This window comes from Nocardia higoensis, assembly GCF_015477835.1.
In the GTDB taxonomy this organism is placed as follows: Bacteria; Actinomycetota; Actinomycetes; order Mycobacteriales; family Mycobacteriaceae; genus Nocardia; species Nocardia higoensis_A.
The window spans coordinates 45,125-64,826 of the sequence record NZ_JADLQN010000007.1; the positions used below are offsets into that span (position 1 = coordinate 45,125).

General features: G+C 69.4%; 22 protein-coding genes. 7 read left to right on the forward strand and 15 right to left on the reverse strand.

The annotated features are described in order from the left end of the window. Nucleotides 1-82: 82 nt before the first annotated feature. Nucleotides 83-724 carry a dihydrofolate reductase family protein gene (locus tag IU449_RS25430; protein ID WP_195004749.1) on the forward strand — a complete coding sequence of 214 codons (642 nt, stop codon included), beginning with the start codon at nt 83-85 and terminating at the stop codon, nt 722-724. A gap of 148 nt (nt 725-872) precedes the next feature. Here the strand turns inward: IU449_RS25430 and IU449_RS25435 are convergent, their stop codons facing one another. From IU449_RS25435 to IU449_RS25445, 3 genes are all read right to left on the reverse strand, one after another. Further along, a complete protein-coding gene (locus IU449_RS25435) occupies nt 873-1,046 on the reverse strand; it encodes a hypothetical protein (protein ID WP_195004691.1) in 174 nt (57 codons plus the stop codon). Between the two features lie 24 nt (nt 1,047-1,070). Next, a complete protein-coding gene (locus IU449_RS25440) occupies nt 1,071-1,214 on the reverse strand; it encodes a hypothetical protein (RefSeq protein WP_195004692.1) in 144 nt (47 codons plus the stop codon). 82 nt (nt 1,215-1,296) lie between these two features. Beyond that, nucleotides 1,297-2,397 (reverse strand): FAD-dependent monooxygenase, encoded by a 1,101-nt coding sequence (locus IU449_RS25445; RefSeq protein WP_195004693.1) that lies wholly within the window; start codon nt 2,395-2,397, stop codon nt 1,297-1,299. A gap of 111 nt (nt 2,398-2,508) precedes the next feature. On the opposite strand from IU449_RS25445, the gene IU449_RS25450 reads away from it, so the two are divergent. Beyond that, nucleotides 2,509-3,054, forward strand: a complete 546-nt coding sequence (locus IU449_RS25450; protein WP_195004694.1) for a TetR/AcrR family transcriptional regulator — start codon at nt 2,509-2,511, stop codon at nt 3,052-3,054. Nucleotides 3,055-3,300: 246 nt separating this feature from the next. On the opposite strand, the gene IU449_RS25455 is transcribed toward IU449_RS25450, so the two are convergent. Then, nucleotides 3,301-4,572, reverse strand: a complete 1,272-nt coding sequence (locus IU449_RS25455; RefSeq protein ID WP_195004695.1) for an amino acid deaminase — start codon at nt 4,570-4,572, stop codon at nt 3,301-3,303. A 3-nt stretch (nt 4,573-4,575) separates the two neighbouring features. Next, nucleotides 4,576-7,443 (reverse strand): phosphoenolpyruvate carboxylase, encoded by a 2,868-nt coding sequence (ppc, locus tag IU449_RS25460; protein ID WP_195004696.1) that lies wholly within the window; start codon nt 7,441-7,443, stop codon nt 4,576-4,578. Between the two features lie 139 nt (nt 7,444-7,582). Between ppc and IU449_RS25465 the strand changes: the two genes are divergently transcribed. Beyond that, the gene (locus tag IU449_RS25465; protein WP_195004697.1) at nt 7,583-8,071 is read left to right on the forward strand and encodes a nitroreductase/quinone reductase family protein; all 489 of its coding nucleotides are present in this window, start codon (nt 7,583-7,585) and stop codon (nt 8,069-8,071) included. A 21-nt stretch (nt 8,072-8,092) separates the two neighbouring features. Here IU449_RS25465 and IU449_RS25470 read toward each other — a convergent pair whose 3' ends face one another. The 4 genes from IU449_RS25470 to IU449_RS25485 form a co-directional block, all read right to left on the reverse strand. Beyond that, on the reverse strand, nt 8,093-9,121 hold the full coding sequence (locus tag IU449_RS25470; RefSeq protein ID WP_195004698.1) for a hypothetical protein: 1,029 nt from the start codon (nt 9,119-9,121) through the stop codon (nt 8,093-8,095). Nucleotides 9,122-9,164: 43 nt separating this feature from the next. Further along, nucleotides 9,165-9,698 carry a hypothetical protein gene (locus tag IU449_RS25475; protein WP_195004699.1) on the reverse strand — a complete coding sequence of 178 codons (534 nt, stop codon included), beginning with the start codon at nt 9,696-9,698 and terminating at the stop codon, nt 9,165-9,167. A gap of 81 nt (nt 9,699-9,779) precedes the next feature. Beyond that, nucleotides 9,780-10,070 (reverse strand): DUF427 domain-containing protein, encoded by a 291-nt coding sequence (locus IU449_RS25480; protein ID WP_195004700.1) that lies wholly within the window; start codon nt 10,068-10,070, stop codon nt 9,780-9,782. 63 nt (nt 10,071-10,133) lie between these two features. Then, nucleotides 10,134-10,889: an SDR family oxidoreductase gene (locus IU449_RS25485; protein ID WP_195004701.1), complete on the reverse strand. Its 756-nt coding sequence runs from the start codon at nt 10,887-10,889 to the stop codon at nt 10,134-10,136. Between the two features lie 59 nt (nt 10,890-10,948). On the opposite strand from IU449_RS25485, the gene IU449_RS25490 reads away from it, so the two are divergent. Both IU449_RS25490 and IU449_RS25495 read left to right on the forward strand, forming a co-directional pair. Then, entirely contained in the window at nt 10,949-11,314 is a 366-nt protein-coding gene (locus tag IU449_RS25490) for a winged helix-turn-helix transcriptional regulator (protein ID WP_195004702.1), read from the forward strand. A 254-nt stretch (nt 11,315-11,568) separates the two neighbouring features. Further along, on the forward strand, nt 11,569-11,856 hold the full coding sequence (locus IU449_RS25495; protein ID WP_195004703.1) for a putative quinol monooxygenase: 288 nt from the start codon (nt 11,569-11,571) through the stop codon (nt 11,854-11,856). A gap of 48 nt (nt 11,857-11,904) precedes the next feature. Here IU449_RS25495 and pheT read toward each other — a convergent pair whose 3' ends face one another. The 6 genes from pheT to infC form a co-directional block, all read right to left on the reverse strand. Then, entirely contained in the window at nt 11,905-14,409 is a 2,505-nt protein-coding gene (gene pheT, locus IU449_RS25500) for a phenylalanine--tRNA ligase subunit beta (RefSeq protein ID WP_195004704.1), read from the reverse strand. A 33-nt stretch (nt 14,410-14,442) separates the two neighbouring features. Continuing rightward, nucleotides 14,443-15,471, reverse strand: coding sequence for a phenylalanine--tRNA ligase subunit alpha (gene pheS, locus IU449_RS25505; RefSeq protein ID WP_195004750.1), 1,029 nt, complete (start codon nt 15,469-15,471; stop codon nt 14,443-14,445). A gap of 168 nt (nt 15,472-15,639) precedes the next feature. Next, nucleotides 15,640-16,455, reverse strand: a complete 816-nt coding sequence (locus tag IU449_RS25510; RefSeq protein ID WP_324188436.1) for an RNA methyltransferase — start codon at nt 16,453-16,455, stop codon at nt 15,640-15,642. A 116-nt stretch (nt 16,456-16,571) separates the two neighbouring features. Then, the gene (rplT, locus tag IU449_RS25515) at nt 16,572-16,952 is read right to left on the reverse strand and encodes a 50S ribosomal protein L20 (protein ID WP_014983432.1); all 381 of its coding nucleotides are present in this window, start codon (nt 16,950-16,952) and stop codon (nt 16,572-16,574) included. 80 nt (nt 16,953-17,032) lie between these two features. Next, a complete protein-coding gene (rpmI, locus tag IU449_RS25520) occupies nt 17,033-17,227 on the reverse strand; it encodes a 50S ribosomal protein L35 (protein WP_040795576.1) in 195 nt (64 codons plus the stop codon). A 57-nt stretch (nt 17,228-17,284) separates the two neighbouring features. Continuing rightward, nucleotides 17,285-17,956 carry a translation initiation factor IF-3 gene (gene infC, locus IU449_RS25525; protein WP_195004706.1) on the reverse strand — a complete coding sequence of 224 codons (672 nt, stop codon included), beginning with the start codon at nt 17,954-17,956 and terminating at the stop codon, nt 17,285-17,287. Nucleotides 17,957-18,305: 349 nt separating this feature from the next. Between infC and IU449_RS25530 the strand changes: the two genes are divergently transcribed. Both IU449_RS25530 and IU449_RS25535 read left to right on the forward strand, forming a co-directional pair. Beyond that, nucleotides 18,306-18,842 carry a DinB family protein gene (locus IU449_RS25530; RefSeq protein ID WP_195004707.1) on the forward strand — a complete coding sequence of 179 codons (537 nt, stop codon included), beginning with the start codon at nt 18,306-18,308 and terminating at the stop codon, nt 18,840-18,842. After that, entirely contained in the window at nt 18,839-19,198 is a 360-nt protein-coding gene (locus tag IU449_RS25535) for a DUF1844 domain-containing protein (RefSeq protein ID WP_195004708.1), read from the forward strand. The genes IU449_RS25530 and IU449_RS25535 overlap by 4 nt, the downstream gene beginning before the upstream one ends. The last annotated feature ends 504 nt before the right edge of the window (nt 19,199-19,702 follow it).

A 19,702-nucleotide genomic window follows, 5' to 3' on the forward strand; every position in this document is an offset into this window, starting at 1 on the left:
CGGATCACCGGATCCGGCGATGAATTCTGCTCCCCTGCGGCGTCTCTTCTTCGTCAACCATCGCGTCGTTCAGGAGAAACGAGTGCCACAACAACTGCGAGTCCAGAATTTCACTGTCTCGAGCGACGGGATCGCCGCCGGGGAGAACCAGAGCTTCGACAGCCCGTTCGGCCTCGACCCCGGCGACATGTTCGCCTGGGCGGGCGCCACCGCCAGTTGGCCCAACCGCACCGATCCCGGCGGCAGCCGCGGCCTCGACGACTACTTCACCCGGGACTTCACGAACAATATCGGCGCGGAGATCATGGGCCGCAACAAGTTCGGATTCCAGCGCGGCCCCTGGGAAGACCACGAATGGCAGGGCTGGTGGGGTGCGGAACCCCCGTTCCACACGCCGGTATTCGTCCTCACCAACCATCCCCGGCCGTCGATCACCCTCTCCGACACCACCTTCCACTTCGTCGGAGGCGAGCCGGCCACCGTCCTCGCCCAGGCGAAGGAAGCCGCACAGGGCAAGGACGTGCGCCTCGGTGGCGGCGTCACCACCATCCGGGAGTTTCTCGACGCCGACCTCGTCGACGCCCTGCACGTGGCGGTCTCGCCGGTGCGGTTCGGCTCCGGTGTGAAGCTCTGGGAATCGCCCGAGGAACTGACCGATCGATTCCACCTGGAGAAGGTGCCGAGCCCGAGTGGGGTCACGCATCACCTGTTCTGGCGGAAGTGAGGTGAGGCATGCGGCGTGATTCGGCTGCGACGGCACCGCCGTACTGCCGGGCCGCGCTCGTCTCCCAGCCCACCGGGAGGCGAGCGCGGCACGGTTTCACACACACGGACGGTGTCGACGCAGTTGTCGCCGATCGGGTGAGCGGGACTCAGCGCAGAGTGCGGAAGAACGCGCGGACGTCGTCGACCAGCAGATCCGGCGCCTCCAGAGCCGCGAAATGGCCGCCGCGCTCGTACTCGGTCCAGCGCACGATCCTGTGCTGACGTTCGGCGATCGCGCGGATGGACATGTCGCCGGGGAAGACGGCCGCCGCGGTGGGCACCTCGGAGGGTTCGCCTGCCGCGCCTCATGCCTCGCCCTCGCCGTAGAGACGGATCGATGAGGCGAAGCAGCCGGTGAACCAGTACAGGCTGACGTCGGTGAGCAGGGCGTCGCGGCCGACGGCGTCCTCGGGCAGGGTGATGGCGGGGTTCGTCCAGCGGTGGTACATGTCGGCGATCCAGGCGAGCAGTCCGGCGGAGAGAATCGTGCTGGGAACTATTGCGGCCGATTCCCGGCCGCAATTCCGGCATTCAGGGCTTCCAGTCCACGATCGGCGCCAGGGCGCGGAAGGGGGCCGAAGGCGGGGTCAGGCGCATGACCGCGTCACGGGCGGCCACCACGGGCCGGGCGGACAGCTGGCCGACGGTGCCGAGGCGGTCGGCTCTGGCCGCGATCATCCTGGTACGCGGGCGGCGGACACGGTCGTAACGGGTGAGGTCGCCGCTGTCGTCCGCGATGCGAGCCAGCACCACGGCGTCCTCGAGTGCCTGGCAAGCGCCTTGACCGAGGTTGGGGCTCATGGCGTGGGCGGCGTCGCCGAGCAGGGCGATACGACCGGCGACGAAGGTACTCAGGTCGGGCAGGCGGTAGATGTCGTGGTGCAGGACGGCGGCGGGGTCGGCGGCGGCGAGCAGGGCGGGAATGGGGTCGTGCCAGCCGGCGAAGAGTTCGCGCAGTTCGGCCAGACCGGCGCTCGGCGCGCCTTCGGGTCTGTTCGCGACGCCGAAGCAGTAGACCCGGTCGTCGGCGAGGGCGGCGTAACCGAAGCGCAGCCCCCGACCCCATGTTTCGCCGAGATCGGCGGTCGGGTGCGTCGGGGTGACGATCACACGCCAGGCGGTATAGCCGACGTAGACCGGGCGGACCGCACCCACGACGGCGCGACGCACGACGCTGTTGATGCCGTCGGCGCCGACGACGAGGTCGGCGCGGGATTCCCCCGCCGAATGCGTGACGGTGCCATCACGGCGAGCCTCGCCCACGGTGACGCCGGTGCGGATCGAACCGGCCGGGATCGCGTTGCGGAGGATGTCGAGCAGATCCGCGCGATGCACCATGATCGGCAGGCCGTAGCGGGCCTTCATGGCAGCCACGTCGAACTTCGACAGCCAGGCGCCGCGGCTGTCGCGAATACCGGCCGAGCCGTCTTCGCGGGCACGGGCGCGCACCCGGTCGCCGATCCCCAGGGCATCGAGAGCGCGTAACGCGTTCGGCCACAACGACAGTCCGGCGCCGGGGGCGGTGAGCGCGGGCGCGCGTTCGAGCACCTGTACCTGCCAGCCGATGCGGGTGAACGCGATCGCGGTCGCCAATCCGCCGATTCCGGCGCCGACGACGGTCACCTGGGGCATGTCGTTTCTCCCGTCCGTGAGGGCCACTGTACGGCCACTCCCGAAGCTACTACTTCTGTAGTGTTTCTACAACAATTGTAGTAACTATCACTACCGGCGTAGTATCGGCGCGTGCCGACGACCCGCGAACGACTCCTGGACGCCGCCATCGATCTCCTGGGCTCGCGCGGCTCGCGGGCCCTGACGCACCGAGCGGTCGACGAGGAGGCGGGGCTGCCGTCGGGGTCCTGCTCCAACTATTTCCGCACCCGCGACGCCCTGTTGAGCGGGATCGCCGAACGCTTGGAAGAGCGCGATCACCTCGACTGGGCCACCCTGGGCCGCGTCCCGGTACCCACCACGGTCGAACAGCTCACCGAGACCGTGGCCGCCTTCGTCCGCCACGCCGTCACCACCGACCGCGTCCGCACCCTGGCCCGTTACACCCTCTTTCTGGACGCCCACGCCGAGGGCCCACGCGCGTCGGTGCTGCGTGGCCGGGAGCGGCTGACGGCCTGGGCGGCTGAACTGGTGCGCGGGGTGGGCCGCGACGAATCCGCGGCCGCACTGCTGGTCGACTATCTCGACGGGGTGACGCTGCGCGCGGTCGTGTGTCCCGCCGAGGGCTTCGATCCGAAGCCGGATCTGGAGCGGATCGTGCGAGCCCTGCTCGACTGACGACACCGCGGCACTCACGCGAGCCTTCCAGGCCCGCGACCACGCACAGCGGGGTCGGCGCCGCCTCCGCCGCGATGCCGGTGCGCAGGCCGCGTCCTGCGCACCGGCCGGGCCGGCCGCGAGCCGCGCGACCGATGACCATCGCGAACGCGGCAGCCATCGCCCCGTTGTCTGCGCAGCGAAGAGCAGTGACCACCTGTCGATCGCCGCACCGACCTGCCGCGGTCGACCGTGCGGATCCTCGTCTCAGAAGAACGTATGAACCAGGTCGACGACGGTGGGCTCGACAACGGTGGCGTCGTCGATGACGGGGATGAGGCGCCACTTGTCGAAAGCGGTGCAAGGGTGCGACAGACCGAGCCGCACGATCGAGCCGAGCGGGGGACCTGTGGCCTCGGCGGGTAAGCGCAGGAAGGCGTGCTGGTCGTTGAACGCGCTGATCCGCGAACCCGGGATCGAATGCGGGACAGGCAGTCCCAGGTCGTAGGGGAAGTCGCGTTTGCCGCCGTCCAGCAGAGCGAGTCCCGGTTCCGGAGCCGAGATCACGCGGGCCCAGCCGTGCATGGCCGCGCGCAGGGGACGCCGGGCGCGATCGGGAGTGAGCGGTGAGATGGCCGCGTAGAAACCGTCGTCGTGGACGAGGTAGGCGCCGGAGCGCAGGACGACGGTGGTGGGCACGCCGCGTGCGCCGGTTTCGTCGGCCAGTCCCGCGAGGTGGTCGATGACGAGATCCTGGTACGCGCTGCCGCCCGCCGTGACGATGGTGGGACCGGGATATCCGCCCGAATCGGCGATCTCGCTGTGCAGTCGGGCCAGCTCGGAAAGGTAGTGGGCGACCGCGGCAAGACTCGACGGCTCGCGGTTGCCGGCGAGCGCGGCTTCGTAACCACCCACGCCGGCCAGGCGCAGGTGCCGGGAGCGCAGCACCGCTTCGGCGACACGATGGGCGGCGGCCACCGAACGCACTCCGGTACGTCCACCGGGAGCCCCGAGTTCGACGACGACGTTCACCTCGACCCGCTCGGGCGCATCCGCCAGACAGCGGTCCATGATCTGCACACCGACCGGATCATCCACCCAGCAATAGAATTCGAAGTCCCGGTCGCGTGCCAGTTCCCCGGCCAGCCAGTGCAGCGCGATCGGCTCGAGCAGGGTGTCGGCCAGCACGATTCGGCGCACACCGAACGCGCGGGCCACCTGGACCTGCCAGCCCGTCGCGAGGGTGATCGCCCAGCACCCTGCCGCCAGCTGATCGGCCCACAGTTGCGGAGCCATCGTCGTCTTGCCGTGCGGCGCCAGGCGTACGCCCGCCTCGGCCGCCCACTCCCCCATGACCGCTGTGTTGTGCGTCAGTGCGGAGCGGTCCAGAGTCATCAGTGGCGTCTGGAAAGCGGCGAGACCCGGTGCCGTCGCGAGGAATTGCCGTACGGTGCGCCCCCAGGCCGCCGGTGGGAGGCTTTTGTGTTCGGGGCCGAGCACGCGATCGGCGAGAGCGGCGACCGCGGCGGTGTCGATCATCGCTTACCCCGAGTTGCGCAGGGCGGTCGCCAGCCCGTTCATGGTGAGCAGGATCCCGCGTTTGACCAGTTCGTCGTCCTCCCCCGAGCGGAGCCTGCGCAGCAGTTCCACCTGCATCTGGTTGAGGGGTTCGAGATAGGGGAAGCGGTTGTGGATCGACTCGGCCAGTGAGCGGTTGTCGGCGAGGAGTTGGTCGTGGCCGGTGATGGCGGCGTGCATGCGCAAGGTGCGGGCGTGTTCCTCGGTGATCATGCCGAAGATCCGCTCGCGCAACTGCTCGTCCTCGACGAGTTCGGCGTAGTGGGCGGCGATGTCGAGATCGCTCTTGGCCATCACCTGCGCCAGGTTCGACAGCACGGTCTTGAAGAACGGCCAGCGGTTGTAGAGGTCGGTGAGGCGGGCGAGCCGTCGCGGGTCGCCGCCGACCCACTCCTCCAGGGCGGCGCCCGTGCCGTACCAGCCGGGCAGCATGACGCGGGCTTGGCTCCACGACATCACCCAGGGGATCGCCCGTAGGTCGGCCACCGAGTTGGTGGGTTTGCGGGAGGCGGGTCGGCTGCCGATGTTGAGGTCGCCGACTTCGGCGATGGGGGTGGACTGGCGGAAGTACTCGACGAAGCCGGGCGTTTCGTGCACCAGGCGCGAGTATGCCGCCCGCGCCCGCGCGGCGAGATCGTCCATCAGCGCGTAGGCGGGTTCGGCGTCGGCGCCGAGCCCCTCGACATCGAGCAGGGTCGATTCCAGAGTTCCCGCGATCAGCGATTCCAGATTGCGGTGGGCGGTACCGGCTTCAGCGTACTTCGCGGCGATCACCTCGCCTTGTTCGGTGAGCCGCAGCGCACCGCGCACCGCGCCCGCGGGCTGGGCCAGGATGGCGTCGTAGCTGCGACCGCCACCGCGACCGACCGTACCGCCGCGACCGTGGAACAGCCGCAGCTTGATCCCGGTCGTGCGCGCCACCTCGACCAGATCGAGTTCGGCGCGGTACAGCGCCCAGTTCGCGGCCAGGTAGCCGCCGTCCTTGTTGGAGTCGGAATACCCGAGCATGACCTCCTGGCGCATGCCCGCCGCCGCCACCAGCTCCCGGTAGACGGGCACGTCCAGCGCGGCGGAGAGCGTGGCCGCGCCCGCCGCGAGATCCTCGATGGTCTCGAACAACGGCACGATGTTCACCGAACAGCGCGAACCGGTCGTGTTTCCGTCCGCGCCGACCGGCCGCGCACCCGCATCGCCCGCGCCCGCGCCGGGCGTGATCGTGTCGCTCCCTCCTGCTCGATGCGTGGCCGCATCGCCTGCGCCGGGATCGAGCAGTCCGCCCTCCTTCAACAGCAGCGCCGCTTCGAGCATGTCGCTGACCGAGGTGCACATGCTGATGATGTAGTTCGGGACAGCGTCGGTGCCGAAGGTGTCCACCACCGTCTGGGCTGCGCGGAGGATGCCGATCTCCTTGGTGGCCAGCTCGCTCAGCCGGGCGTGCGGGCCGAGAAGTGGCCTGCGGGTGCGCAATTCGGCGGAGAGCAACTCCACCCTGGCGTCCTCGTCGAGATCGGCGTAGGCGGGGTGCACACCGGCCCAGGCCAGCAGTTCGGCAACGACCTGCTCATGGACCTCGGAGTTCTGCCGCATGTCCAGGCCCTGCAGGTGGAAGCCGAATGTCTCCACGGCGTGCCGGAGCGCCGCGAGACGGTCGTCGGCGAGCAGGTCGTCGCGGGAGGCACGCAGCGAGGCGTCGATCGCCTCGAGGTCGGCGAGGAATGCCCGCGGCCCGGGATAGGGCTCGGGGTCCGGGCCGGTCGCCGAGTCCGGCAGTGTGGCGCCGAGGGCGCGTTCGGCGGTGGCCGACAGGCGAACCCTGATGCGGTGCAACGCGCGGCGATACGGCTCGTCGCTGTAGGCGGCCGGGTCCGCGTGACCCGCCGCCGACAGGGCTTCGACCTCGGGCGACACCGAGACCAGCCGGGCCGACTGGGACAGCGTCTTCTCCAGTTCCACCAGGTCGCGCAGATACCGGCCGAACGCGACCCCCGCGGCCTGGCTCGCGGCGTGACGTACCACGTCGGCGGTGACGAACGGGTTGCCATCACGGTCGCCGCCGATCCACGACCCCGGACGCAGAATGGGCCGCTCGAGCAGACCTGCCTCCGGCCAGCGCGAGCGCAGGGCGGCCCGCACCTCGGCATTGATGGCCGGGATGACGTCGAACAGTGTCAGGTCGTAGTAGCGCAGGCCGACGGCGATCTCGTCCTGGATCCGCAAGCGCGCCAGCCGGATCAGCGCGGTTCGCCACAGCGACAGGATCTGCCTGCGGATGCCGAGTTCCACCTCGTCGCGTTCGCGCGGGTCGCTCACCCACTGCCGTCTGCGCATCAGTTCGGTGATCCTGGTCTGCGCGTCGAACACGGTGCGGCGGCGCGTCTCGGTGGGGTGGGCGGTGATGACCGGTGACACCAAGGCGTCGGAGAGCAGATCGGCCACCGTGGTCGCATCCAGCGCAGCAGCGTCCAGTTTCCGGTACGTGGCGGCCAGCGAGGAGTCCTGTGGAGCCTCACCCGCGGCGACGTGCACGGCGCGGCGGCGATCGCGCTGGATATCCTCGGCCAGGTTCGCCAGCAGCACGAAATACGTGAAGGCCCGGATCAGCGGCAGCGCCACCTCGATGTCGACATCACGCAGCATCTGCGCGACCGCGCTGCGACCGACTTCCTCCCGCCGGACCCGGAACGCCTCCACGCGCACCCGTTCGATCAGGTCGAACACTTCGGGACCCTCGTGATCGCGGATGGTGTCGCCGAGCACGCCGCCGAGAAAACGGATGTCGTCGCGCAGCGGCCGGGTGGCGTCCTGTTCGGTCTCGATCCGCGGTTCGGTCATGCGCTCGACCCTACTGCCGGGCCCTTCGGTCACGGGGCCCTGACGCGAGAGAATCACACAGGCGCACGGGCCGTATTCCGCCTGGGGACAACCCGGTACTGTGCACATCCACCACACCCGAACTCTGCGAGGAATCCGCATGGCAGACGACGCCACCCCGGCGAAACTCAGCGGCACCGGCCGTCTGGCGCACTTCGGCAGTACCCGTCTGACCGGCCTCGCCAAACTGCAGAGCCGCCTGCATGCTCGCCTCTACACCCGCTTCGGCGGCACCCGGTTCGGCAAGTTCCTGGGTCGCCCCATCTTCAAGCTCACCGTCGTCGGCAGGAAGTCCGGACAGCCGCGCCCGGTGGTGCTGATGTACGTGCCCGACGGCGACGACCTGCTCGTCTGCGGCTCCAACGGCGGCAATCCCGAGCCGCCGAACTGGTGGCACAATCTCGTCGCCGCCGGGCACGCCGAGGTGCAGGTCGGCTCCGAATCCTGGACTGTCGACGCCCGCGTGGTCACCGACCCCGCCGAATACGACGCGCGCTGGCAGGTGCTGATCCGGCACTACCCGGACTTCGCCACCTACCAGGCGCTGACCACCCGCACGCTGCCCGTCGCGGTCCTGTCCCGCGCGTAGCCGTCACCGGGCGGGTAGGGCTCACTTGCCCGCGTCGGCCAGGATGCTCAGGACGGCGTCGCAGTTGTAGAACGGCTCGAGGCGTTCGCGGATGAGACGGGCCAGCACACCGTCGCGCTTGGCTGCCTCGACGACGGCGGGGCCGTAGCGCAGGATCTCGGCGGTGACATCTTCGGCGGTGAGGCCGAGTTCGGGCAGCATGGCGGCGAGGGTGTAGTCGCGGTACTTGTCGTAGAACACCTCGACGCACTGGGCGACGAGCTCGCCGAAGTACTCCTTCTCGCGGGTGGTGACCGCGACCTCGTAGCAGAGCACGACGAGTTCGTTGAGGTCCTTCTTCGTCAGGTAGTCGTGCAGGCCGCTGACCGGTTCGCCGGCGTGCAGATCCCAGAACTCCATGGCCGCCGAGTGCACGGGAGCCTCGCGCAGCATCTCGCGGATGGCGTTGTTCGTGCGCTTGAGAGCGAACAGCGCGCCCTTGCCCGCGAGGTCGCCGACGAAGGTGTTGTCGGCGGCCTTCTTGGCGCGGTTGGCCGCCGACTGGCCCAGCGACATCAGCGAGCCGACGCCGGGGATCTTCTCGGCGCGTTCGCGATTGGCCTGCACGAAGTCGTTGATCAGCTTGTCGACGAACTTCGCGGCGACCGTGGCCACCAGCGGGGATTCGGTGAGCCGGTCCAGGATGCGCTCCTGGGCCTGGTGCATGCCGAGCACCTTCTCCAGCAGCGCCTCGACCGGTTCACGCTCGACGACCTCGCCGAGGGTGTCGGTGGTGTTCTCGGCGATGTGCTCGTACACGGCATCGGCGAACACGCCCACCATGTCGGCCAGCACCGGGCTGCCGCCCATCAGATCCACCACGGTGGCGACGGTCTGCTTACCGTCTTCGAGGGCGACCACCTCGCCGAAGCCGATGGTCTCCGCGACGGCGAGCACGTCGGCGACATCGCGGGCGACCACCTCCGCGAACCGCTCACCGGCGACCTCGGCGAGCAGGAAGTCCACCTGCGCCTCGAGTAGTCGTTTGGCGATCGCGCGCGGTTCGGTCATGACATCCACCCCTGTCGTCGGGCGCCCGCCGGGATGACGGACTTCAGTCGGTGCCCTCGCCGTGCAGTGACCTGCGAATGCGGTCGAGGCGCGCACGCGCGGCCTCCTCGCGCGCGGCGAATTGCTCGTCTGCGCTACGGCCCGCCAGGGTCTGGCGATCGAGTTCGCTCATGCCCTGCGCGGTGCCGAAACGTCGCTCGACCTTATCGCGAACCGTGTCGAAGGTGGGCACTCCCGAGGTCGTGTACCCGCTCGCCTCGGACGCCGGGAAACCCGGCGAGTTCGGGAAGTGCGGGCCGCCGACCTGGTCGGATACCGAGCTGGGCGGGTCGCCCACCGGACGGTAAGTGGTGCTGGTCACATCGCCGGGGCCATCGCCGCAGGGGATGGTCTCGTGTTCGGCGAGCCCTTCGTGCCCTTCCCGCTCTTCCCGACCGGGGCTATCCGTCACCCCGGCGAGCGCGGCCAGCACGGCATGGAAGGCGGGACGGTCGGCGAGAGCCGCGCGCAGGACGGCAGCCAGCTCGTCATCGGACAGGGCGGCCAACCCGGCGAGGATCTGGTCCTTTTCGCTCATGAAGCCAGGCTACGCACCGACAGGACACGCGACCGGTGGCGCGCTGCGCGACCGGATCCACCTGGTGGAATCCGCCGGAGCTCAGTCCTCGACGACGTCGACACCGCGCCAGAACGCGACGTGGTCCTTGATCTGCGCGGCGGCCTCTTTCGGCTGCGGGTAGTACCACGCCGCGTCCGGGTTCTCACTGCCGTCCACGCGCACCGTGTAGTAGGAGGCGGTGCCCTTCCACGGGCACACCGTATGCGTGTCGGTCGGGGTGAAGTACTCCGAGCGCACTGCGGCGGCCGGGAAGTAGTGGTTTCCCTCGACGACCACCGTGTCGTCGCTCTCGGCGAGCACGACGCCGTTCCATTCCGCTCGAACAGTCATGACAGCCTCCGCGATCGTGGACGGACCGGACCGATGTCCACGCTACTCTCGCGCCCCCGGCTCTCACCGCGCTCCGACGTAGTCCTCGCCGCCCACGTAGTAGGTGTGCCCCTCGGGAACCTCGGCATCGACGGCCCGCACGACGGTCGCGGCGAAATCCTCGACGGTGGGCAACGGGCCCGCGGTGCGACGGGCGGCGACGGCGTCCGGATCGCGGCGCTCCAGCAGGCGGATGATGATCGTGCCGTCGATCATGTCCCCGGACACCACCGTGAATCCCACGGCGTGCCGGGCGAATTCGGGAATCAGCGCGCGCAGGGCGTCCTCACCCGCCCGCTTGCTCGCCGCGATCGGCTCGTACCCGTCCGGCAGCGGACGGCCGGTGCCGTGGAAGTGCGCCTGATGGCTGGTGATGAAGACGATGCGGCCACCGGGCGCGAGCAGCGGCAGGGCGGCGGTCGCCAGATGGACCTGGGCATCACGATTGAGTCGCAGTGCGTAGCCGGGATCGGCGTCGCGTTCGAGGCCGCCGGACGCATTGAGAACGAGGGCGTCCAATCGGCCGTAGTCGCGTTCGAGCTCGCCCAGCATCCCGGTCACGGCCGCGCGGTCGGACAGATCAGCGCCGATCGTCGAGGCGCTTCCACCCGCGGCAACGATGTCGTCGGCCACCGCCTGCGCCCGTCTGGCCTTCTCCCGGTAGTTGACGACGACGTGCATTCCCGTCGCCGCCAGACCTTTGGCCGTCTCCGCGCCGATTCCCCGCGAGGCGCCGGTCACCAAGGCGACCCGCCGCGCCACTGTCTCCGAACCCGTCATCGCGCCACTCCCTCATCTCGCTGATGCTTCTGATTCAGAACCAAATATGGTGCTTCGAAATGAGAAGCGCAAACACCGACGCGGACAGCGGCTCCCCGAGCTCCCCCGCGCACACCCGCGTCCTGTCGGCGATCGATCTGCTCGGGCAGCGCTGGACGCTGCGCGTCATCTGGGAGCTGGCGCCGGGTCCCCTGGGCTTTCTGCAGCTGCGCCGCAGCATGGGCAACTGCTCGTCCAGCATGTTGTCGAATCGGCTGCAGCAGTTGCAGCAGGCGGGCTTGGTGCACAAACACGGGCCGAAAGGAGCCTATGAACTCACCATCTCGGGCCGCGAGCTCAGCGATGCGCTGCGACCGCTCTGGGAATGGTCCGCAACATGGTCCTGCGCGCACGACGTCGAGAGCGAAACCCTCCCCCGCGATTGAACCGGTGGCGGACGCGACGCCGGAGTTCGCGCCGGATTCACTGCGGGAGGACGTTCCGCCACAGCGCTACCGGAATGTTCTCGCTGAGCGATGAATGAGCGGCACCCCGGGGGTTCGGGCACCTCGCTGCCGGTCGCTGGGCACCGATGCCGACGAGGCGAGACAGCGCACAACAGTTGTCCGCGATGGCCGATGAGTTCGGCGGCAGAGACCCGTCCTATCCGGTGACTGCAGTGAGTCGAGAGGAGAAGCCGATGGTTGTCGTGGCCGGGCACATCATGGTCGATCCCGCGCGCCGGGAAGCGTATCTGGTCGGGTGCGTCCCGGTGGTGGAACAGGCGCGGCAAGCGCGCGGTTGCCTGGATTTCGCGATCAGCGCTGATCTGCTGGATTCCGGGCGGATCAATGTGTTCGAGCGGTGGGCGACGCGGGAGGACGTCGAGGCGTTTCGCGGAAGCGGACCCGAGGACGGGCAGAGTGCCGCGATACGCGAAGCGTCGGTCGCGGAATTCGATATCGCCGGGATTCGCTCGCTGACCTGAACGGATCGGCCGCGCAGAGTACGCGGACTCTGCGCGGCCGATCCGGCATCAGCCGCGCAGGACAGCGCCGACCGACGCACCGGCGGCGGCCACCGCGGCGTCGCGGGCGGCGCTGGCCTCGTCCTCGGTGAGGGTGCGGTCGGGGGCACGGAATCGCAGGGCGTAGGTGAGAGACTTGCGGCCCTCACCGGCCTGCTCACCCTCGTACACGTCGAACAGCGCGATGTCCTCGAGCAGGTCGCCGCTGCCGCCGCGCAGGGCGGCTTCCACAGCCGCGGCGGAAACGGACTTCTCGACGCTGACCGAGACGTCCTGCAGGACCGCGGGGAACGCCGAGACGATCGGCGCGGGCCGGGCCTCGGTCAGCGGCAGGGCATCGAGGTCGAGTTCGACCGCGCAGGTGCGGGCGGGCAGGCCCGCGCGCTCGAGGACCGCCGGGTGCAGTTCGCCCGCGTGCCCGACGACCGTGCCGTCGACCACGAGTTCGGCGCACCGGCCCGGATGCCACGGCAGATACGCGGCGGCGCGGCGCTCGATCACCACACCCGCGGCGTCGGCGACGGCGTCGACCAGGGCGAAGGCGTCGGCGGCCTCGACCTGCCTGCCCGGACCCCACGGGCCGCGCGGCTCCTGGCGTCCGGTGAGCACGGCGCCGACCCGCACGGGCTGTGCGGGCAGCGAGGCCAGCAGTTCACCGATCTGCTCGTCGGTGGGACGGCGGTCCACCGGCAGCGGTTCGACGGCCTTGGTCTCGCCGGTAGGCAGGGTGACCTGGCCGATGGCGTAGAGGGTCAGGTCACGCGCGCCGCGGGAAATATTGCGCTGGGCGATCTCGAGCAGGCCGGGCAACAGCGTGGTGGACAACTCGGCGCGCTCCACATCGAGCGGGTTGAGCACCCGGGTGGTGGCGCGGCGCGGATCGTCGGTGTCCAGACCCCACACGTCGAAGACGCCTGCGGCCAGGAAGACCGGCGCGGGCACCTCCACGCCGCCTGCGAAGGCCAGCGCGCGGCTCACGGCGCGACGGCGACGCTGTACGGCGGTCAGGCCGCGACCGGCGGGGGCGGTCGGCACGATCGAGGGGATCTGCTCGAGACCCTCCAGACGCAGCACCTCCTCGACCAGATCGGCGGGCTGGGCCAGGTCGGGACGCCAGCTCGGCGGGGTCACCACGAGCTGACCGTGCGCGGTCTCCTCGTCCACGGACACCTCGACGTGGCAACCGATCTGGGCCAGCCGGCGGGCCGCGGTGCCGCGCGGGTAGGTGACACCCGCGACACGGTCGGCCAGATCGATGTCCATCCGGATCGGCTCGGGCTCCGGGGTGGGCACCCGCACGTCGGAGAGCACGGATTCGACAGTGCCGCCGGTGATCTCGGCGAGCAGGGTGGCCGCGCGATCCAGCGCGGCGACGTTGAGCTCGGGATCGACGATGCGTTCATAGCGCTTGCCCGCCTCGGAGACCAGCTTGTGCCTGCGCGCGGTGCGGTAGATGAGCAGCGAGTTCCAGGTGGCCGCTTCCAGCAGCACGTCGGTGGTCTCGGCGCTCACCTCGGTGCTGGCGCCGCCCATCACGCCGGCCAGTGAGATCACGCCGGAGTCGTCGGCGATGACCACGTCCTCGTCGTCGAGGGTGCGCTCCACATCGTCGAGGGTGCGCAGCGTCTCGCCTCTGTTCGCGGTGCGCACCACCAGGCCGCCGCTCAGTCGCGCGGCGTCGAAGGCGTGCAGCGGCTGGCCGAGTTCGAGCATGACGTAGTTGGTCACGTCGACGGCCGGGGAGATCGGGCGCACCCCGGACAGCAGCAGCCTGCGCTGCAGCCACCACGGGCTGACCGCGGCCGGGTCGACGCCGGTGACCCGGCGCGCGGCGAAACGGGTGCAGCGCGAATCGGATTCGATGCGGATCGGCCAGGCCTGCGCCTCGTCCGCGGGCAGGGTCCGCACGGCCGGATCGAGATACTCCAGGTCCGAACCGCAGGTGATCTCGCGCGCCAGGCCGCGCACCGAGAAGCAGTAGCCGCGATCCGGGGTGATGTTCAGCTCGATGACGGTGTCGTCGAGGCCGAGCAGTTCGTTGGCGTCGGTACCCGGCTCGGCGGTGCCCGGCTCCAGCACCAGGATGCCGGAATGGTCCTTGCCGATACCGAGTTCGGCCACCGAGCAGATCATGCCGTTGGAGGTGTGACCGTAGGTCTTGCGCGAGGTGATCCGGAATCCGCCTGGCAGCACACCGCCGGGCAGCACCACGACGACCAGATCGCCCACCGCGAAGTTGGTCGCGCCGCAGATGATCTCCTGCGGTTCGACGTTGCCGACATCGACCCTGCAGAACCGGATCGGCTTCTTGAACTCGGTCAGCTCGGTGATCTCGAGAACACGGCCGACCACCAGCGGATGCTCGAGGTCACCGGTCACCGGCGCGAGCTTGTCGACCTCCTCGACCTCCAGCCCGACCCGGACGAACGCGGCATCCAGCTCCTCGGGCGTGACCGACCAGCCGGGGGTGGCGCGCTCGATGATCTCGGTCAGCCAGGACTGCGCTACTCGCACGTGACTTTTCGCTCTCTCGGTCGAAGGGGGAGGTCAGGACTGGATGCCGAAGGGCAGGGTGAACCGCACGTCGCCCTCGACGATGTCGCGCATGTCGGGGATACCGTTGCGGAACTGCAGGGTCCGCTCCAGACCCATGCCGAACGCGAAACCGCTGTACTCCTCGGGGTCGATGCCGCTGGCGATGAGCACCTTGGGGTTGACCATGCCGCAGCCGCCCCACTCGACCCAGCCCGCGCCGCCCTTCTTGTCCGGGAACCACACGTCGACCTCGGCCGAGGGCTCGGTGAAGGGGAAGTAGTTCGGCCGCATCCTGGTGCGGGTATCGGGGCCGAACAGGGCGCGCGCGAAGGCGTCCAGCGTGCCCCGCAGATGCGCCATGGTCAGGCCCTTGTCGATGGCCAGACCCTCCACCTGGGAGAACACCGGGGTGTGGGTGGCGTCGAGCTCGTCGGTGCGGAAGGTGCGGCCGGGGCAGACCACGTAGATGGGCAGCTCGCGGTCGAGCATGGAGCGCACCTGCACCGGGGAGGTGTGGGTGCGCAGCACCTGGCGCGAACCCTCCGGGGCGATGTGGAAGGTGTCCTGCATGGTCCGGGCCGGGTGGTCGGGCAGGAAGTTCAGCGCGTCGAAGTTGAAGTGCTCGGTCTCGACCTCGGGCCCCTCGGCGACCTCCCAGCCCATCGCGACGAACACGTCGGCGATTCGCTCGGAGATGACGGTGATCGGGTGGCGCGCGCCCACCGGGCGACGGCGGGCGGGCAGCGTCACATCGATGGCCTCGGCGACCAGCACGGCGGCGTCGCGCTCGGCGAGCAGCACCTCCCGGCGCGCCTCGAAGGCTTGAGAGACCCGGCCGCGGGCCACATTGACCCGCTTGCCCGCGTCCTTCTTCTCCTCCTTGGGCAGCGCGCCCAGCGCCCGCTGGGCCAGTGCCAACGGGGCCTTGCCGCCCAGGTAGTCGGTCTTGGCGACCGCGAGGGCGTCCAGATCGGCGGCCGCGGCGAACGCCTTCTCGGCCTCGGCCGCGGCGGCGGCCAGCGCCTCTTCGCTCAGATCCACGGTCGATCCCGCGGCATTGCGCTCGTCGGCGTTGCGCTCGACTCCGGTGCTGTCGTCGGCCACGATGGTTCGTCTCTCCCGTTGGGGTCGGTGCGGTGCGGGCCGAGGTCCGGCCCGGATTGCTGCTGGTGGAATCCTATGGGATCGCGTTCGGGCGATTCACCCGGATTACCGACGCGCCGTATCCGCGTCGCGGGCGCGGTGGTGCACACGGGCGCTCGCGTAGAGGCAGATCGCCGCGGCGGCGGCCAGGTTGAGGCTCTCGGCGCGGCCGTGGATGGGGATGCGGACGCGGTGGTCGGCGCGGGCCGCCACGGCCGGGTCCAGGCCGTGCGCCTCGTTGCCGAACAACCAGGCCACCGGGCCGGACAGGATCTCGTCGGCCTCGTCGAGGTCGATCTCACCGTCGGCGGCGGTGGCGAGCAGGGTGAGCCCGGCGTCCCGCACGGCGGTCAGGGTCTCGTCGACCTCGCGACCGCGCACGATCGGCACGTGGAACAGGCTGCCCGCGCTGGCGCGCACGCATTTGCCGTTGTGCGGGTCCACGGTGGGGCCGGCCAGCACCACGCCGTCGGCGCCGACCGCGTCGGCGACCCGGATCAGGGTGCCCGCGTTGCCCGGTTCGGCGATCTCGACGGGGACAGCCAGCAGACGCGGGTCGCGGCCGAGTACATCCGCGAGCGGTACATCGACCTGCTCGCAGACCGCGACCAGGCCGGGAGCGGTGACCGTCTCGCCGAGGTGCTCGGCGGCGCGATCATCGACCAGCGTAGTGCGCACGCCGGTGGCCGAGGCCGAGGCGACGAGTTCGTGCTCACGTCGGGCGGCGGCGGCCGAATAGAACAGCTCCCGCACTCGGCCGGTCCCGAGCGCGGCGGTCACGGCGTTGGCGCCTTCGGCGAGGAACAGACCGGTCTTGCGCCGGTGCGCGCCTCGATGGAGCTTGACAGCCGAAACGACTCGCGGATTGCGCCAGCTCGTCACCTCAACGTCCACGGCGGCCTACCGGAGTTCGACACGACGAAACGACCCGCGGAGTGCGCTCGGAAAGCGCGTCCGCGGGTCGTTTCGGAGAATATCCCGTGGTCAACAGGTTCGGCTCAGGCGGCCGGAGCGTTGACGTCCTGCGGGAGCGCGGCCTTCGCGACGGCCACCAGGCCGGCGAACGCCTCGGCGTCGGAGACGGCCAGCTCGGCCAGGATCTTGCGGTCCACCTCGACACCGGCGGCCTTCAGGCCCTGGATGAAGCGGTTGTAGGTGATGTCGTTCAGACGCGCCGCGGCGTTGATGCGCGCGATCCACAGCTTGCGGAAATCACCCTTGCGCGCCCGGCGGTCCCGGTAGGCGTAGGTGAGCGAGTGCAGCTGCTGTTCCTTGGCCTTGCGGTACAGCCGCGAGCGCTGGCCCCGGTAGCCCTTGGAGGCCTCGAGGATGGAACGGCGCTTCTTCTGAGCGTTGACGGCCCTTTTGACGCGTGCCACTGGTCAGTCCTTGATCGAATAGGGGGCGCGGTCGCGCCCGGATGTTGGTCGAGAGGATGGCGGTGAGCCGGTGGAGCTGGTTACCGGCCCAGCAGCTTCTTCACGCGACGGACATCGGCAGCCGCGACGACCTCGGTGCCGTCCAGACGACGAGTCCGGCGGGAGGACTTGTGCTCGAGCAGGTGGCGACGGTTCGCCTGCTGACGCAGCAGCTTGCCTTTACCGGACACCTTGAATCGCTTCGAGGCGCCGCTGTGGCTCTTCATCTTCGGCATGGATTCCTCTATCTGTCGTCCCGCGGGTCACCGGGTGACCCGCGGCATCTGAACGTATTACTGCGGACCGGCGGCTTGCTCGCCCTGATCCGCGGCCGGAGCGGCACCGGCCGGTGCGGCGCTCTGCTGGGGCCGGGTGGCCGCCTGCTGCTGCGCCTTCACACGCGTCTTCGCACCCTTGTGGGGAGCGAGAACCATCGTCATGTTGCGGCCGTCCTGCTTGGCCGAGGTCTCGACGAAACCCAGATCGGCGACGTCGCCGGCGAGCCGCTGCAGCAGCCGGTACCCGAGCTCGGGCCGGGACTGCTCGCGACCCCGGAACATGATCGTCACCTTGACCTTGGACCCGGCCTCCAAGAAGCGCATGACATGGCCCTTCTTGGTCTCGTAGTCGTGATCGTCGATCTTCGGCCGGAGCTTCTGCTCCTTGATGACGGTCTGCTGCTGGTTCTTCCGGGACTCGCGCGCTTTCTGCGCGGTCTCGTACTTGAACTTGCCGTAGTCCATGATCTTGCAGACCGGCGGACGGGCATCCGGGGCGACCTCGACGAGATCGAGATCAGCTTCCATTGCGACGCGTAGTGCATCTTCAACACGCACGATCCCAACCTGCTCGCCGCCAGGTCCGATGAGACGGACCTCGGGAACACGAATGCGATCGTTGATGCGGGTCTCAGTGCTGATGGGGCCTCCTAGGTCAAGCGGTGTCGTCACGACGACCGCAAGCAATGCAACCCCTGATTCAACACAAAAGCCCCGGTGCGGTATTTCACCGCCACGGGGCCCGAGTCGACCGATCGTCGATGCGGCACGAGGCTCGCAGCGACTCCCATGCATGGATCTCGCACGAGAAATCCGCCGTATCGGCGGATGACCGGACCGTTTCACCTGTGCGATCGAACCGAATCGTTCATTCGCCGGCAACGGTGGGAGTCGGGCTCCACTTGTCAGCCCCAGCGCAGCCGGGGCGGTCGTCGGCAGAAAGTCTAGCACTGTCACGGCCGCGCTCCGAATCGCCCGGAAACGACCGACCGAAAAGCCGTTGCGAGCGCGGGTCGCGGGACCCATGCTGCACGACATGCCGATCCCTTCCCGCGAACTCCTGCGCTGGCAGTTCGACCTGACCTGGGCGCTGACCGAGGTGCACCTGGACGCACTCACCGAGGACGACTTCCTCTGGCGACCGACTCCCCTGGTCTGGACGGTACACCGCGGCGAGGACGAGCGGTGGCGCCCGGACTGGGCAGACACCGAACCCGATCCGATCCCGGTCCCCACGATCGGCTGGGTCACCTGGCACATCGACTGGTGGTGGCACACTGCGCTCGATCACCTCGCCTGCCGCACCCCCACCCCGCGCGAGCAGTTCTTCTGGGCGGGCAGCGGTGCGGCCGCGCTCAACAGACTGCGCACCCTGCGTACCGAATGGGCGGCGGCGCTGGACAGGGTCACCGACGCCGATTTCGAGGCGACTTCGGCATATCCGTGGCCCGCCGAGGCCGGCTTGACCGTCGCGCATCTCGCGGGCTGGGTGAACGCCGAGCTGATGAAGAACACCGCCGAGATCGGCCAGCTCCGGATGTTGCGAGCGGCCTCGCTAGCCTGTCAGTCATGACTGACGAGCTCGACGACTCCCTCCGCGAGGCGGGCGATGTGCGTGAACTGGCCGAGATCCCCGCGGTCGAGGTGATCAGCCGCGCTGCCGTGATGCTGATGAGTTCGGCTGCGGAGAAACTCGGGCTGGCCGATGAGGATCCCGACAACAGCCCCCGCAAGGATCTGGACGAAGCGCGTCGGGTGATCACGGCGCTCGCGGGACTGGTGACCGCGTCGGTGGAGTATCTGGGGCCGCACGCGGGGCCGATTCGTGACGGGCTGCAAGCGCTGCAGCGCGCGTTCCGGGAGGCCTCGGCGCATCCGGATGAGCCGGGCAAGGGACCGGGCGAGAAGTACACCGGCCCCGTCTACTGAGATCGGACCGGCCGAACAGTGCGGGCCGGAGGCATCACGGCCGGTGAGCGGGGCGGCCTGGCAGCGGCCGCCCCGCCGGAGAAGTCACTACCCGGGCAGAGGCGCCGGCGGCGGGGTGACCGAGATCGAGGAGCCCGAGCTCAGCATGTTGGCCAGGGCGGTGAAAAGTGCGGTGAGACCGGAGCTTCCGGAGTCCATGGGGTGTTGGTTCCTTTCGTGACGAACGTGCTCAGGCAGGCGTGCCCGGGATGTAGTTGATCGCAGAGCCGCTGCCGAGGAATCCGAGAACGAGCTCGAGAATTCCGGCGATATCCACGCCCTCCATAGCTGAATTCCTTTCCTGTGCCCCGGCTTCGGCCACTAGGGTGGAGCTCCGTCGGGGCACCACCACGCCTCGGCGCCGGGGATCGTTTACCGCGACTGTCCGGAACCGTCCCGGACACGGTGACGCCGATCTTACACACGATTGTTTCACTTTCGCGGGTTTTGACGCTCGGGTAACTT